Source organism: Enterobacter sp. Tr-810 (genome assembly GCF_011752765.1).
GTDB classification, from domain to species: Bacteria; Pseudomonadota; Gammaproteobacteria; order Enterobacterales; family Enterobacteriaceae; genus Enterobacter; species Enterobacter soli.
On record NZ_VWWW01000004.1, the window covers coordinates 309578 to 324834 of the forward strand.

A 15257-nucleotide genomic window follows, 5' to 3' on the forward strand; every position below is an offset into this window, starting at 1 on the left:
ATTCTCATTGAGTTTAGCCCAGGATTTTATTATCTGAAGCGAGTCACGACTAATCAGGCGGTTTATGGAATATTCTGAAAGCGTTGCTAATGCTGAATACTGTAAGGTTGCCGGGCAGGAAAAGATAACGAGGATTAAATATGTATTTACGACCCGATGAGGTGGCGCGCGTTCTTGAAAAAGCGGGATTTACCATGGACGAAGTGACATCAAAAGCCTATGGATATCGCCGCGGCGAGAATTATGTTTACGTCAACCGTGAAGCCAGAATGGGGCGCACTGCTCTCATTATTCACCCGACGCTGAAAGACAGAAGTCTCTCATTTGCTGAGCCTGCCTCGGATATAAAAACCTGCGATCACTACCAGCAATTCCCGCTCTATTTAGGCGGTGAAACGCATGAACATTATGGTATTCCGCATGGTTTCAGCTCTCGCATGGCGCTGGAGCGTTTTCTGAAGGGACTGTTCGGCGAACAGCAGTAAGCGTGCGACTGGCAATGCGCCAGTCGCGATACATCACGCTTTAGCCTGGTTGTACTGGCTGACTTTAAACAGTCGACGGCAGTAGTCGAGAAAATAGCCGTACACCACACCCATCAACATCGACACCACGATATTCGAGCTTACCGCAGCGGCGATTTGATGCCAGTCTGCGCCCACGGTCAGCAAAATCGCGACATAAACCGGTGACTGGAAAGTGACATAGGCCAGCACGTCGGCCAGGTTTTTCACCCAACCTGCCGGGCTGATACGGCGTGCAAGACGCATGACTGCATCGCGGTATAATCCGTAAGGCCATGCAATAATAATGTTCACCGGGATAGCCACCAGGCGAGAAGAAAGTGATTGCTCGAAGGACATTCCGGAGAGGAATATTTCGATCAGCATGTTCACGACGGAACAGTAGACAACCATCGCGAAGGTATCCGCTACCGCATGGCGCAGGCGAGACTGCGGTGAGAACATGTCTGAACTCCTTGAGAAGAACATAATAATGGGGCTTTACCGTTCAGCCTTTAGTGCTTTAGGTTGGTTTGTTTGACGTGTATAGAGTATATCTCTGGTTTGAAACTAACAATTAGTGATTAATTTTTATTTATTGCCTTTTTGTCCACAATATTCTCTGAAATTGTGTATTTGTTAATCGCCTCGCTATTTTCTCTCTCATGCTATTTTATTTGTTTTTAAATCAGCGTGTTAAGTTGTTTTTGCATGAGTCGGTTTTTGCACCGGGTGCGGTGTTCAGCATGGCATTCTTTGGTTTGTGTGAAAACCGACCATTCCATGATGATTGTTCTTCATTATTCGTTTTTGCAGATAAAAATCCTGCCAAAAAAGACTTTGTTTTATTCATTATAAATGCATTAATATTCAGTTTGTTTGCAGGGGGAGCAACGCGATGCGATTTATACTGTTACGCGAGCCATTATCCTCCAGAGAAATAAAGCTTCCTCCTGGAAACATAACCGGCATCCAAAATTATATTTTAAAACATTTACAATAATGGCTTTAAGTTTCGATGGGTGGATATTGCAGGGGAAATGAATTATTCTGTCAGTTGATTTTTCGATTTATCACAAATAAAAGGTTTTCCATTAATATGTCTTTGACGTTACAGAATCTTAATAATATCCGCACACTTCGTGCAATGGCGCGTGAATTCTCTATTGAAGCGCTTGAAGAGATGCTGGAAAAAGTCAGGATCGTTACTGAAGAAAAACGTAACGAGCTGGCTGAATTCGAACAGCAACGTGCTGAACAGCAGGATAAAATTAATGCTCTGCTGGAACGAATGAAAGCTGACGGTATTTCTCCAGCCGATCTGCTGGGCTCTGAAGCGAGCAACGCGGGTCAACAGGCGAAAAAACGTAAAGCGCGTGAAGCAAAATATCGCTTCATCGACGTTAACGGTGAAGAAAAAACCTGGACCGGTCAGGGCCGCACGCCAAAACCTATTGCGAGCGCACTGGCAAACGGTAAATCACTGGATGATTTCCTGATTTAATTCGTGTGCCGGGCGGAAGGTTCCGCCCGGCTGCGTTCTTTAGCAGACGCCGAAATCACCGTCTTCGGTATAAAGGGTGACATCCGCCGCCTTCAGCGTAAATTTCTCGCCTTGCTCATTGCTGGCCTGTACTGCCACGATGCTCTCGCCATTCACTTCGATCACTTTTAGTTTTGGGCCGCCCATACGTGGTTGCACAAAATCGCCGACTGAAAACATAGTACCTCCTCATCATTGTGGTGTTCTTCACCTTAGCCCACGTCTGGCGCAGGGTACAGTGTATTCAATGAATTACTGCTTATGAGGTACGTCTGTTCCACGGCATCACTTTCAGCAGACGCGCCATTCCGCAAAAGCCGCTCAGCCCGGCAAGCAGCAGCCCGGCACCGACAAAACCGCTGAGCAGGAAAAAGCCGCTGGAGACGCTATATCCCAGCACCACTCCGCACAAAATCAACAGCCCGGCAGCAATTTGCACCTGGCGCATCAGCGGGAGCGGCTGTGATGTGTCTTCAACGGTCAGCAACCCGGCCTGTTTCCAGCCCTGAATTCCGCCTTCAACCACATACGCCTGTGCGGATGATGCCGCCTGCGCAAGACGCGCTGCATTGCCCGAGGTACGCGCCCCCGACTGGCAGTGGAAGATAACCGTTTCACCCGGCTGGGTCTGAAGCCCGGCAGGGAGCGTATCCAGCGGAACGGAACGGGCAAGCGGAATATGCTCCCGAGCATATTCATCGGTATCACGAATATCAATCAGCGTTGCGCCTTCAGCAATCAGCGCATTCGCCTGCTGCGGGGAGATAAGCGGGAGTGACATTTGCGGCTCCTTACGGGCAATAAAGGGTTTTCAGGGTGCTGATGAGCTGATTCACCGCATCGTTTTTAATGAAATAGAGAATGCGCTGGGCATCGCGGGTGCTGTCGATAAGCCCCTCTTCACGCATTCGCGCCAGATGTTGCGAGGTGGCTGATGCGCTAAGCCCCGTGGCACGCGCCAGTTCGCCCGCGCTGGTGCCCGGCGCACCGCACAGCGTGCACAGGATCAGCAACCGGCGGGCGTTGCTCATCGCTTTCAGGAGTGCAGCGGCCTGCTCAGCGCTGGCCTGGAGTTGTTCGAGTTCAGTCATGTTAGTTTAGCTTTTTCTTAATTAAGTAAATGCTAAACTAAAGGCGTGGATTAAGCCAGTGTCAAAAGCGTAAAAGAGGGTAAAAGGCCAACGCAGAGAAGTACCACCCGCTAAACTGACTACGCTTAGAGGGTATCCTCTTTTATCTTTAATGAATGAGCTTGCACGGAGTCTGTATGGGTTTTTGGCGTATCGTTTTCACGATCATCCTGCCGCCGCTGGGCGTGCTGTTAGGTAAAGGTTTTGGCTGGGCGTTTATTCTGAACATCATTCTGACGCTACTTGGCTATATTCCGGGTCTTATTCACGCGTTCTGGGTACAAACCCGCGATTAAGCGCGCCAGAGCAAATCACTGTATATTCCGGTCAGCACACCCTGAGGGCCAAACTCTTGTTTGATCCAGCGTGTGACCTGGCCGGTCGCTGCATGTTGTGTGGCAAGCAACATGCGCGAATCCTGGCGTGGGTTATTAATACGCCGCGTCACCAGCAGCCCGTCTTCCACCGCATCCCGCGCCATATACTCCGGTAAAAAACCAATCCCTTCTCCGAGGATCTGACACTGACATTTGGTGTTGAAGTCCGGCACCAGAATCGCTTCCTGCCCGTGCAGCAGCCAGCCTACTTTCTTGTTAATGGTGTGCGCGGTGTCTTCTACCATGATATTCGGATACAGGCGCAGCTGACTTTCGGCTATCGGCTCAGGCGTGAACGCCAGCGGGTGCTCCGGGGCAATGGCAAACACCCAGCGGATAGCGCCGATTTCGGTGTAATCAATCCCGCCACCGTCGAGCAGGGTATCCGGTGCGCCAATCGCGATATTGGCCTGGTTATTAATGATGGAATCCCAGACGCCGTTGTATACCTCGGTGGTGACGGTTATCTGGCAGGTCGGGAACTGCTTTTTCAGTACCTGTAACAGCCTGGCGGTGTGGCGCGGTGTATATAAAAGCTGATTGATGCAGATGCGCACCCGCGCTTCGATACCCTGGGAAATGGTATCTATCCCGCGCTTAATGGCGTGAAAGTCGTTCAGCAGGTCGGTGGCTTTCCGGTAAAAATAAAATCCGGATTCGGTAAGCTCAATGCTTCGCGTGTTACGCACAAACAGCACCACGTCCAGCCCGGTTTCCATACGTTTGATGGTGTAGCTGATGGCCGATGTCGTCAGGCCCAGTTCTTCTGCTGCCTTGCTAAAGCTGCTGTAGCGTGCCGCCATGGTGAAGGCCAGCAGGTTCTCTTCGGTAAAAATGGAATTCATCATCAGGCTCCAGGCTAACAGGCCAGCGCGGCATTGTTGAATCTATTTGTAATCTCCCCCAGGAGCAACCAGTTTTGAACAGATTTTAACACTGACGTTACAACTGATTTGAGCAGCATCACACTTCCTGAAATTTATTGTGAGCCGCGCACAGCAAGGGATTGAGAGACATAAGCAGAATGCTGTTTTCCGCCATCAAAAGCAGGCAAACATAAGAAAAACATTGTACCGGCGCACGTTTTGGCTCAATTATTAATTTTTATTCAACAATCTGTCATGTTCCGGTGAATGATATTTAAGCGGATTCTTTTCTGAAGGGGCTGTTGCTATTCTCAGGTCATCAGAAATGAAAACGTCGGGAGTCTGAATATGTCTGCAAATGAACTCGTTACTGAATTTCTGCTGGCGGCAGAACAAGGGAATATCAACGCGCTAAAAGCGTGTCTGGATAAAGGCGTGGATATCAATGCCACTAACCGCCAGAAAAGAACCGCCATTATTATTGCCAGCCTGAATAAACAATACGCCTGTGTGGAGCATTTAATTGCTGCCGGGGCGGATATTGATAAACAGGATAATACCTGTTTTAACCCCTTCCTGATTAGCTGCCTGACCAACGATTTAACCCTGTTACGCATTGTTCTTCCGGCTGGCCCTGACCTGGAAAGGCTGACGCGCTTTGGCGGTGTGGGCATCACGCCTGCCAGCGAAAAAGGCCACGTTGAAATTGTACGTGAACTGCTGGCGCTGACCGATATCAACGTTAACCACACGAATTTCGTGGGCTGGACGCCGCTGCTGGAGGCCATTGTTCTCAACGATGGCGGCGCAAAGCAGCAGGAAATTGTAAAGCTGCTGCTGGATAACGGCGCTAATCCGCACATGACCGACAAATACGGTAAAGCCCCGCTCGAACTGGCGCGGGAAAAAGGCTTCCATGAAATCGCTGAATTGCTGCTGGCAGCTGGCGCATAAATAAACCGGCCAGCCTGACCGGGCTGGCCATGAATAAGCACAGCATTTTACCGTCGTGCCTTTTGCACGGTGGCGGCCCCCTTTTATCCTCATACAGGTAAAAATAATGCCAACGAAAATCGTGATAAAAAAGAATACTTATTTTGATTCCGTCTCATTAATGTCGGTTTCCACCAAAGCCAATAAATTGCCGGGCGTTGAACAGGCATTTGTGGCGATGGCGACGGAAATGAATAAAGGCGTACTGAAAAATCTTGGGCTGTTAACGCCTGAATTAGCTGAAGCCAAAAACGGCGACCTGATGATTGTCATTAAAGGCGCTGCGGCGAATGACGAAACGCTGGCCGCCATTGAAGCGCTGTTCACCCGCAAAGAGAGCGGCGGCAGCCATGAAGCACGCTATGCCACCCTTGCCAGTGCTAAAACCCATCGCCCCGATGCAAACCTTGCGGTGATTTCGGTGAACGGCACCTTTGCCGCCCGCGAAGCGCGTCAGGCGCTGGAAAACGATCTCAACGTGATGCTGTTTTCTGACAACGTGAGCCTCGACGACGAGCTGGCGCTTAAGCAATTGGCCCACCAGAAAGGGCTGTTAATGATGGGGCCTGACTGCGGCACCGCCATTATTAACGGCGCGGCGCTGTGCTTTGGCAACGCGGTGCGCCGTGGGCCGATTGGTATCGTCGGGGCGTCCGGCACCGGCAGCCAGGAGTTGAGCGTGCGAATTCATGAGTTCGGCGGCGGCGTGTCACAGCTGATTGGGACCGGTGGCCGCGATCTGAGTGAAAAAATTGGCGGGTTGATGATGCTCGATGCCATCGACATGCTGGAAGCCGACGACGCCACGCAGGTGATTGCGCTCATCTCCAAGCCGCCTGCGCCTGCGGTGGCAGAAAAAGTGCTGGCACGTGCGCGCGCCTGCCGCAAACCTGTGATCGCGTGCTTCCTCGGCCGTAATGCCCCTCCTGCTGATGAAGACGGATTACAGTTTGCCCGTGGCACCAAGGAAGCCGCGCTGAAAGCGGTGCTGCTGACCGGTATCAAAAAAGAGTCCCTTGATCTGCATCCGCTCAACTGGCCGCTGATTGAAGAGGTGCGCGCCCGTCTGACCCCACAGCAAAAATACATTCGCGGCCTGTTCTGCGGCGGCACGCTGTGCGATGAAGCGATGTTCGCCGCGCTCGATAAATTCGACGACGTCTACAGCAACATTCAGCCGGACCCGACGAAACGTCTCAGCGACATTAACGTCAGTAAGGCCCATACCTTCCTCGACTTTGGCGACGACGACTTCACCAACGGTAAACCGCACCCGATGATCGACCCGACCAACCGCATCAGCCGCCTGTTACAGGAAGCTCGCGACCCGGAAGTGGGGGTGATTGTGATGGACTTCGTGCTGGGCTTTGGCGCGCATGAAGATCCGGTGGGGGTGATGATCGACGCCATTAAAGAGGCGCAGGCCATTGCGAAGGCCGATAACCGTCCGCTGGAGATCCTCGGCTACGTGCTCGGTACAGACCAGGACACACCGTCACTGGCTCAGCAGTGCCAGCTTCTGACCGATGCCGGCGTTATCTGGGCCAGCAGCAGCACCAACACCGGATTACTGGCACGCGAATTTGTCTGCAAAGGGGAGAAAGCATAATGACGACTTTATTTAATCAGCCGCTGAACGTGATTAACGTCGGCATTGCGATGTTCAGTGACGACCTCAAAAAGCAGCATGTCCCCGTGACTCAGCTGGACTGGACGCCGCCGGGGCAAGGCAATATGCAGGTCGTGGAAGCGCTGGATCAACTGGCGGGCAAACCGCTGGCCGACAAAATTGCTGCCGCCAATAAGATTGCCCTTGAGCGCATTATTCAGTCACATCCGGTGCTGGTGGGCTACGACCAGGCGATAAACGTGGTGCCGGGCATGACCCGTACCACCATTCTGCACGCGGGCCCGCCTGTCTCCTGGGAGAACATGTGTGGGGCGATGAAAGGGGCGGTCACCGGCGCGCTGGTGTTTGAAGGGCTGGCGAAAAACCTGGAAGACGCGGCCAGGCTGGCGGCATCCGGTGAGATCACCTTCTCGCCGTGCCACGAACACGACTGCGTAGGCTCCATGGCGGGTGTTACCTCAGCCTCGATGTTCATGCATATCGTCGAAAACAAAACCTACGGTAACCGCGCATTCACTAACTTAAGCGAGCAGATGGCAAAAATTCTGCGTATGGGCGCCAATGACCAGAGCGTGATCGACCGTCTGAACTGGATGCGTGACGTGCTCGGCCCGATGCTGCGCGATGCCATGAAAATCATCGGCGAAATCGATCTGCGCTTAATGCTGGCGCAGGCCCTGCACATGGGCGATGAGTGCCACAACCGTAACAACGCGGGCACCACGCTGCTGATCCAGGCGCTGACGCCGGGCCTTATTCAGGCGGGTTATACGGTGGAACAACAGCGTGAAGTGTTCGAGTTTGTCGCCAGCAGCGATTACTTCTCTGGCCCAACGTGGATGGCGATGTGTAAAGCTGCCCTGGATGCCGCCCACGGCATTGAGTACAGCACCGTGGTCACCACCATGGCGCGTAACGGCTATGAATTCGGCCTGCGTATTTCCGGCCTGCCGGGGCAGTGGTTCACCGGCCCGGCGCAGCAGGTGATTGGCCCGATGTTTGCGGGTTACAAACCGGAAGACTCCGGTCTGGATATCGGCGACAGCGCCATCACGGAAACTTACGGTATCGGCGGTTTTGCAATGGCAACGGCCCCGGCGATTGTGGCGCTGGTGGGCGGCACGGTGGATGAAGCTATCGACTTCTCCCGCCAGATGCGGGAAATCACCCTCGGCGAAAACCCGAACGTCACCATTCCGCTGCTCTCGTTTATGGGCATCCCGACCGCCATCGACATCACCAGAGTGGCAGGCAGTGGCATTTTACCGGTGATCAACACCGCGATTGCCCACAAAGATGCGGGTATCGGCATGATTGGGGCGGGCATCGTTCACCCGCCATTTAGCTGTTTTGAAAAGGCGCTGTTGACCTTCCGCGATCGCTACTTTTTATAAGGCAAGCATCCATGAAAAACATGAAACTGGAGTGGAAAAGAGGTGACTGGGCGGCATATTTCGGGTTGATGACCAACAACCTGACCAATTTGCTGACCATGATGGGGTTGCTCATTTTTGTCGTCGGCATCCCGAAAGAGATTGTTTATGGACGCATCGCGCCAGCCTTCGGGCTGGCGGTACTGGTCGCGAGCATTTGCTATGCGTGGTTTGGCCTGCAAATGGCGCGCCAGACCGGGCGTAACGACGTTACCGCGCTGCCGTCCGGTCCGAGTGCTCCGTCGATTTTTACCGTGACCTTCCTGGTGCTGATGCCGGTCTATCAGCAAACCGGCGATGCGGATTTTGCCATCCAGATTGGTCTGGTGTGGTGCTTCGTGGAAGCGATGATCCTGGCGGGCGGTTCGTTTTTAGGGGAAACCATCCGCAAGATGATCCCACGCACCGTGCTGCTGTCGTGTCTGTCCGGGCTGGGTCTGTTGCTGCTGGCGATGAACCCGATGCTCCAGGCGTTCGAAGCGCCGACCGTGTCGTTCATCGTACTGCTGCTGATCTTCATTAACTGGTTTGGCAAAAAGCCGATCTTCGCCAAAATCCCGACCGGCCTTCTGCTGTTAATTGCCGGTACGGCTCTGGCGTGGATCTCCGGCCTGCAAAGCCCGGAAGCGATTAAAGCGTCTATGTCGTCGTTTGGTTTTAACCCGCCGCAAGTGCATGTGGAAGGCTTCCTGCAAGGGCTGCCGCACGCGCTGCCGTACCTGGCATCAGCGGTTCCACTGGGGCTGGCAAACTACATCTTTGACCTGGAAAACATCGAAAGCGCCCACGCGGCAGGGGATGAATACCCGACCCGCAAGGTGATGCTGGCGAACGGTCTGGCGTCGATGCTGGGTTGTCTGATGGGTAACCCGTTCCCGGTGACGGTCTACGTGGGTCACGCAGGCTGGAAAGCCATGGGGGCGAGCATCGGCTATACGCTGGCATCCGGTGTGACCATGTTCATCGTACCGCTGTTCGGGCTGGGGGCGTTTATGCTCGCCATTATTCCGATGACCGCCATCGTGCCGATTCTGGTGTTTATCGGCGTGGTGACCGCCAACCAGGTGGTGAGGGAAACGCCCAAAGTGGAGGTGCCCGTTATCTTCATCTGCTTGTTCCCGTGGATAGCCAACTGGGCGCTGACCATGATGAACAGCGTGATGGGGGCAGCGGGAACCAATGCGGCGAAAATCGGTACCGACGTGCTGCACAGCAAAGGCATCTACTACGAAGGACTGGTCCATCTGGGCAACGGTGCTCCGCTCGCCAGTATGCTCTGGGGCTGTATCGCCATCTTCTCCATCATCAATAAACCGCTGCGTGGCGCCATTGCTGCCGCTGTTGGTGCGCTGCTGGCACTGTTTGGCGTGATCCACGCGCCGGTAGTGGGCTTTGCCGAAGGCAGTTCGCTGATGTTCGTCACCGCGTATCTGATGATGGGTGGCATGTTCATCGTGAAGCATGTGCTTGATAGCCGCGAAGTGGCGAGCACAAGTGCACCGGTTTCTGAGTCCTAAAACTTTGCCCCTCACCCTAACCCTCTCCCCAAAGGGGAGAGGGGACGTTAACTCCCTCGCCCCTTTGGGGAGAGGGCTGGGGTGAGGGGAAACATACCGCACCGTGATGAAGGAAAACGTATGAAAGAGCTCATGGTCGTTGCCATCGGCGGCAACAGCATTATCAAAGATAACGCCAGCCAGTCGATTGAACATCAGGCGCAGGCGGTTAAAGCCGTTGCGGAGTCGGTGCTGGAGATGCTGGCATCCGATTACGACATTGTGCTCACCCACGGCAATGGCCCACAGGTGGGGCTGGATCTGCGCCGGGCGGAAATCGCCCACGAGCGTGAAGGGTTGCCGCTGACTCCGCTGGCGAACTGCGTGGCAGATACTCAGGGCGGGATCGGCTATCTGATCCAGCAGGCGTTAAACAACCGCCTTGCCGCGCGTGGCGAGAAAAAGGCGGTAACGGTGGTCACACAGGTAGAGGTGGATAAAAACGATGCCGGCTTTACCCATCCTACCAAGCCCATCGGCGCGTTCTTCAGTGAAGCACAACGCGACGAATTACAGCTGGCACACCCGGACTGGCATTTTGTAGAGGATTCTGGCCGGGGCTATCGCCGCGTGGTGGCCTCACCGCAGCCGTTACGTATCGTTGAGGCCGATGCGATCAAAACGCTGACGCAAAAGGGATTTGTGGTGATCGGCGCCGGTGGCGGCGGTATTCCGGTCGTTCGCACCGAGCAGGGGGATTACCAGAGCGTGGATGCGGTGATCGATAAAGATCTCTCCACCGCGCTGCTGGCGCGCGAGATCGGCGCGGATGTGCTGGTTATCACCACTGGTGTGGAAAAAGTGTGCGTGAACTTCGGTAAGCCGACTCAGCAGGCACTGGATACGGTAAACGTGGCGCAGATGACACGCTATATGGAAGAGGGGCATTTCCCGGCGGGCAGTATGCTGCCGAAAATCGTCGCCTCACTGGAATTCCTGCACCATGGCGGCAAACGGGTGGTGATCACCTCGCCGGACTGCCTGCCCGCGGCGTTGCGCGGTGAAACCGGCACCCACATTGTGAATGCATAAGCAAAAGGAAGAAAAGATGAGTGAGAATAAAAGCCGCCGTGAATTTATCAGCCAGAGCGGCAAAATGGTCACTGCCTGCGCTCTGTTTGGTGCTACCGGCTCTGTCGCGTATGCTGCGGATCCCGCGAAGCAAATCTGTGAGACAGGCAAACCCATGAGCATCACCGCAAAACACTACTATCTGGATAACGTCCTGCTGGAAGCCGGGTTCAATTTCGACGGCAGCGTCGCGACCAGCACCCGCACCGAGCTGAAAACGCTGGAAATCAAAGACGGGAAAATAGTCGCCCTGCGGGATAACAAAAGCCACGCCGATGCCACGCTGCCGCACTACGATGCGGGCAGCAAACTGATGCTTCCGGCGATGCGTGACATGCACATTCACCTGGATAAAACGTTTTACGGCGGCCCGTGGCGTTCGCTGAATCGCCCGGCCGGGACCACCATCCAGGACATGATCCGCCTGGAGCAGAAACTGTTGCCAGAGCTGCAACCTTATACCCAGGAGCGAGCGGAAAAACTGATCGACCTGATCCAGTCGAAAGGCTCCACCATTGCCCGCAGCCACTGCAATATTGAACCGGTGTCCGGCCTGAAAAATCTGGAAAACCTGCAAGCCGTATTATCCCGGCGCAAGCCCGGTTTTGACTGTGAAATTGTCGCTTTCCCGCAGCATGGGCTGCTGTTATCCCATTCCGAGAAGCTGATGCGCGAAGCGATGCAGGCCGGGGCGCACTATGTTGGCGGGCTTGATCCTACCAACGTCGATGGCGCGATGGAAAAATCCCTCGACACCATGTTCCAGATTGCACTGGACTACAACAAAGGGGTGGATATTCACCTGCACGAAACCAGCCCAGCGGGCGTTGCGGCGGTGAATTACATGGTCGAAACGGTGGAGAAAACGCCTGAGCTGAAGGGCAAGCTGACCATCAGCCATGCTTTCGCGCTGGCCACGCTCAACGAGCAGCAGGTGGATGAAATTGCCACCCGCATGGCGGCGCAGCAGGTGACAATTGCCTCCACCGTGCCGATTGGCACTCTGCACATGCCGCTGAAGCAGTTGCGTGATAAAGGCGTGTTTGTGATGACGGGCACCGACAGCGTGATCGACCACTGGTCGCCGTACGGCCTGGGCGACATGCTGGAAAAAGCGAACCTTTACGCCCAGCTATATATTCGCCCGAACGAGCAAACCCTTTCCCGCGCACTGGGTATCGCCACCGGTGATGTGCTGCCGCTCAACGACAAAGGTGAGCGCGTGTGGCCAAAAGCGCAGGACGATGCCAGTTTTGTGCTGGTGGATGCTTCCTGTTCCGCCGAAGCCGTAGCGCGCATTTCCCCACGCACTGCGACCTTCCATAACGGCAACCTTGTTTGGGGGGCGGTGGGCTGATGTGCATTTCTCCCTCTCCCTGTGGGAGAGGGTTGGGGTGAGGGCATCAGGCCGCACGATCCTTATGTAGGCCGGGTAAGCGCAGCGACACCCGGCATTCCCGATGCGGGTATGAGTCGCTGCCCGTAAGGCTTAATAACCCACCTTATACACCCGCCCGCTCTGCACGCCTTCCACGCTGCGGCGATAGGCCTGGGCCACGGTCGCCGCTGGTACACTTTCAAAACCGGGGAAGAAACCGTCGTACGCTTCGGCGGATTCGGTAAGCACCGTCGGGCTAATCAGGTTGATACGAATACCGCGCGGCAGTTCACAGGCCGCCGCACGGACAAACCCTTCCAGTGCGGCATTTACCGTGGTGGCATTTACCCCCTGAGCAATGGGTTCGTGCGCCACAATGCCACTAATCAGGGTAATAGAGCCGCCCTCGTTCAGGTAGTGCTGGCCGGTCAGCGCCAGGCGCACCTGCCCCAGAAGCTTGTCCTGCAAGCCCTGGTTGAAATCGCTGTCTTTCATCGTGGCGAGCGGGCCGAAGTGTAAACCCCCGCTGGCAGAGACAATGGCATCCACCGGGCCGATTTTTTCAAACAGCGCCTGCACGCTCTCCTGCGAGGTGATATCCACCTGATAATCACCCTGCGTACGCCCCACGCGGATAACCTCATGGCGAAGACTTAACGCTTCCGTTACTGCGCGACCGACCGTACCGCTGGCGCCAATAATGACGATTTTCATAGCAGACTCCTTATGTTGTGAGCCTTCATTCTTTAATAAATAAAAAGTCAGATAAACTGGGCTAAAGTTAGATGATTACTAACCAGAGGTTTGCAATATGGATAAGCTTCGCGGCATGGAGACCTTTATCGCGGTGGTGGAATGCGGCAGTTTCACCCTTGCCGCATCGCGCCTTGAGATGTCGGCGGTGATGGTCGGAAAGTACATTGCGTTGCTGGAGTCTCAACTGGGTACGCGCCTGCTCGAGCGAAACACCCGCCGCCAGAGCCTGACTGACGCCGGACGTGTCTATTTTGACGAAGCAAAGCGGGTGCTGGAGCAGGTATCGGCGGCAGAACGCGCCGTTGAGCGTCTGCGTGCGACACCCGCCGGAACCTTGCGGGTATCCGCGCCCACGTCGTTCGGTGGCTGCGTGGTAGCCCCGCTTACCGCCACGTTTTTACAGCGTTTCCCGGAAGTGCGGGTCGAGCTGGATCTGACTAACCGGATGGTGGATCTGGTGGACGAAGGTGTTGATTTGGCCATTCGTATTGGCGACATCCATCACGATGACCTGGTGGCAAAATACCTCTGCCCGTACCGGATGGTGATTTGCGCCGCACCGGAGTATCTGGCCCGTTACGGCACACCGCAAACGCCCGCCGACCTGGTGGATCACCTGTGTTTGTCGCACACGGTCTGGACCGCGCGCAACGAGTGGCGGCTGCCGGGCGTGGAAGGGGAGGTGCGCTGGAAGCGCGATGCTATCTTGAGATGTAACGACGGCTACGGGCTGCGCATGGCGGCAAGAGCGGGGGCGGGGTTACTCCTGCAACCGGAGGTGCTGGTGGCGGAAGAGCTGGCGAGCGGCAGGCTGGTGCGGGTGCTTGAGGATTACACCCCGGAACCGAGGCCGGTGCATCTGCTTTGGCGACAGGATTTACGCCCGTTACCAAAACTTTCGCAGTTTATTGCGCATATTATGCAGGCATTGCCTGTTGCCGTGCCTGCATAATATCTGGACCGTAGGCCGGGTAAGGCGTAGCCGCCACCCGGCCGCACCTGTCAGAAACGATAACCCACGCCCACGTTAAAGCCGTTGATAGCGTAATTGCCGTCCAGATCCGCATTCGTGCCTTCGTAGCCGACGTTAATCGCCAGCTCCGGGGTTGGATTAAACTGCACGCCCGCGCCGTAAGCGAAAGAGGTCGATTTCTCGGAGCGGCTCTCTTTCTGGGTAAAGCCATCGCCAGCGTTCACCCACTTGGTGTCAACGTCGGCTTTGGTGTGTGCAAAGCCACCCAGCGCATACAGGGAAACGTACTCATTAATACGGTACGCCGGGCCAACCAGCAGGGAGTAATATTTCGCTTCAATGTGATTTTTCACCGAGTCGGAATCTACATAATAATGGTCATCCTGATCGCCGCTCATATAGGTGAATGAGCCTACTGCACTCCACGGGGAATCCCACTCGTAGCGATACTGCGCGTTCACGCCGCGGATATTTTTGAAGTCTTCGATTTTGCTCTGCGCATAACCAACAGAAACAGTCTGGTTATCCGCCAGAGCAGCGCCGCTTGCCAGGCTTGCCGCAATCAATACCGCCAGAGATATCTTTTTCATTTACCGTCATCCTTTCGTTGTTTTTTTAAATGATTGCCGGAAAGCTCCGGCAATACAGGCGGGGTAATCCACGCCAAATAAGGTGATAAAGTTAATTCGGGCACAGCCCGGTCGGGGCTTTCAGCGGGCCGCACTCATCGTAGCCGTAGACCTTGTAGCCTTTCGCTTTCATACAGCTTGAGATTTTCTCTTCTCTGGCAACCACTTCCTGAAGCGTTTGCCCAGGCCGGGCGCTGCCGCCGTTCCAGCTGCCGTCATCCAGATTGGCTCTTCTGGGCACCCCGCAGCTGTAAAGATCTTCTTTGCGCTGAGCGGTGTCGGTACGCCCGGTTTTATCCAGCTTCTGGAAGGTCTGGGCGTATTTCACGTACTGATAATCGGTTGAGTCCATATTGCCCACCACGCAGCCGGTGAGCAGGAGGGGCAACAGAACCAGCAGACTTTTTTTCATGTTTCGC

General features: G+C 54.8%; 18 protein-coding genes. 10 read left to right on the forward strand and 8 right to left on the reverse strand.

Annotated elements, in window-relative coordinates; genetic code table 11:
• Window positions 1–140: 140 nt before the first annotated feature.
• Window positions 141–485 carry a DUF2002 family protein gene (locus F3J30_RS14290; RefSeq protein WP_014071469.1) on the forward strand — a complete coding sequence of 115 codons (345 nt, stop codon included), beginning with the start codon at window positions 141–143 and terminating at the stop codon, window positions 483–485.
• A 33-nt stretch (window positions 486–518) separates the two neighbouring features.
• On the opposite strand, the gene alaE is transcribed toward F3J30_RS14290, so the two are convergent.
• Window positions 519–968 (reverse strand): L-alanine exporter AlaE, encoded by a 450-nt coding sequence (alaE, locus tag F3J30_RS14295; protein ID WP_014071468.1) that lies wholly within the window; start codon window positions 966–968, stop codon window positions 519–521.
• Window positions 969–1602: 634 nt separating this feature from the next.
• Here alaE and stpA point away from each other — a divergent pair.
• Window positions 1603–2007, forward strand: a complete 405-nt coding sequence (stpA, locus tag F3J30_RS14300) for a DNA-binding protein StpA (protein ID WP_014071466.1) — start codon at window positions 1603–1605, stop codon at window positions 2005–2007.
• Window positions 2008–2046: 39 nt separating this feature from the next.
• On the opposite strand, the gene F3J30_RS14305 is transcribed toward stpA, so the two are convergent.
• From F3J30_RS14305 to F3J30_RS14315, 3 genes are all read right to left on the reverse strand, one after another.
• A complete protein-coding gene (locus F3J30_RS14305; protein WP_166717658.1) occupies window positions 2047–2226 on the reverse strand; it encodes a hypothetical protein in 180 nt (59 codons plus the stop codon).
• Between the two features lie 79 nt (window positions 2227–2305).
• A complete protein-coding gene (locus tag F3J30_RS14310; protein ID WP_166717659.1) occupies window positions 2306–2827 on the reverse strand; it encodes a rhodanese family protein in 522 nt (173 codons plus the stop codon).
• Between the two features lie 10 nt (window positions 2828–2837).
• Window positions 2838–3137, reverse strand: coding sequence for a metalloregulator ArsR/SmtB family transcription factor (locus F3J30_RS14315; RefSeq protein WP_014071463.1), 300 nt, complete (start codon window positions 3135–3137; stop codon window positions 2838–2840).
• A 176-nt stretch (window positions 3138–3313) separates the two neighbouring features.
• Here F3J30_RS14315 and F3J30_RS14320 point away from each other — a divergent pair, with 176 nt between their 5' ends.
• Window positions 3314–3472: a YqaE/Pmp3 family membrane protein gene (locus F3J30_RS14320; protein ID WP_002903230.1), complete on the forward strand. Its 159-nt coding sequence runs from the start codon at window positions 3314–3316 to the stop codon at window positions 3470–3472.
• Here F3J30_RS14320 and F3J30_RS14325 read toward each other — a convergent pair.
• Window positions 3469–4398, reverse strand: coding sequence for a LysR substrate-binding domain-containing protein (locus F3J30_RS14325; protein ID WP_014071462.1), 930 nt, complete (start codon window positions 4396–4398; stop codon window positions 3469–3471). The genes F3J30_RS14320 and F3J30_RS14325 overlap by 4 nt on opposite strands.
• A gap of 369 nt (window positions 4399–4767) precedes the next feature.
• Between F3J30_RS14325 and F3J30_RS14330 the strand changes: the two genes are divergently transcribed.
• From F3J30_RS14330 to F3J30_RS14355, 6 genes are all read left to right on the forward strand, one after another.
• Window positions 4768–5373, forward strand: coding sequence for an ankyrin repeat domain-containing protein (locus tag F3J30_RS14330; RefSeq protein WP_166717660.1), 606 nt, complete (start codon window positions 4768–4770; stop codon window positions 5371–5373).
• Window positions 5374–5479: 106 nt separating this feature from the next.
• A complete protein-coding gene (fdrA, locus tag F3J30_RS14335; RefSeq protein WP_166717661.1) occupies window positions 5480–7021 on the forward strand; it encodes an acyl-CoA synthetase FdrA in 1542 nt (513 codons plus the stop codon).
• Window positions 7021–8436 carry a DUF1116 domain-containing protein gene (locus F3J30_RS14340; RefSeq protein WP_211053258.1) on the forward strand — a complete coding sequence of 472 codons (1416 nt, stop codon included), beginning with the start codon at window positions 7021–7023 and terminating at the stop codon, window positions 8434–8436. Before fdrA ends, F3J30_RS14340 begins: the two co-directional genes overlap by 1 nt.
• Before the next feature lie 11 nt (window positions 8437–8447).
• Complete coding sequence (locus tag F3J30_RS14345; protein ID WP_166717662.1) at window positions 8448–9992, forward strand: xanthine permease; 1545 nt, start codon at window positions 8448–8450, stop codon at window positions 9990–9992.
• A gap of 120 nt (window positions 9993–10112) precedes the next feature.
• The gene (locus F3J30_RS14350) at window positions 10113–11063 is read left to right on the forward strand and encodes a carbamate kinase family protein (RefSeq protein WP_166717663.1); all 951 of its coding nucleotides are present in this window, start codon (window positions 10113–10115) and stop codon (window positions 11061–11063) included.
• 16 nt (window positions 11064–11079) lie between these two features.
• Window positions 11080–12459, forward strand: coding sequence for an amidohydrolase family protein (locus F3J30_RS14355; protein WP_166717664.1), 1380 nt, complete (start codon window positions 11080–11082; stop codon window positions 12457–12459).
• Window positions 12460–12591: 132 nt separating this feature from the next.
• Here the strand turns inward: F3J30_RS14355 and F3J30_RS14360 are convergent, their stop codons facing one another.
• Window positions 12592–13194, reverse strand: a complete 603-nt coding sequence (locus F3J30_RS14360; RefSeq protein ID WP_166717665.1) for a short chain dehydrogenase — start codon at window positions 13192–13194, stop codon at window positions 12592–12594.
• A 97-nt stretch (window positions 13195–13291) separates the two neighbouring features.
• Here F3J30_RS14360 and F3J30_RS14365 point away from each other — a divergent pair, with 97 nt between their 5' ends.
• Complete coding sequence (locus F3J30_RS14365; RefSeq protein WP_166717666.1) at window positions 13292–14188, forward strand: LysR family transcriptional regulator; 897 nt, start codon at window positions 13292–13294, stop codon at window positions 14186–14188.
• Window positions 14189–14238: 50 nt separating this feature from the next.
• Here F3J30_RS14365 and F3J30_RS14370 read toward each other — a convergent pair whose 3' ends face one another.
• Together F3J30_RS14370 and F3J30_RS14375 are read right to left on the reverse strand one after the other, a co-directional pair.
• Entirely contained in the window at window positions 14239–14799 is a 561-nt protein-coding gene (locus F3J30_RS14370) for an Ail/Lom family outer membrane beta-barrel protein (protein ID WP_166717667.1), read from the reverse strand.
• Between the two features lie 91 nt (window positions 14800–14890).
• Window positions 14891–15250: a hypothetical protein gene (locus F3J30_RS14375; protein WP_014071452.1), complete on the reverse strand. Its 360-nt coding sequence runs from the start codon at window positions 15248–15250 to the stop codon at window positions 14891–14893.
• Between the last annotated feature and the right edge of the window lie 7 nt (window positions 15251–15257).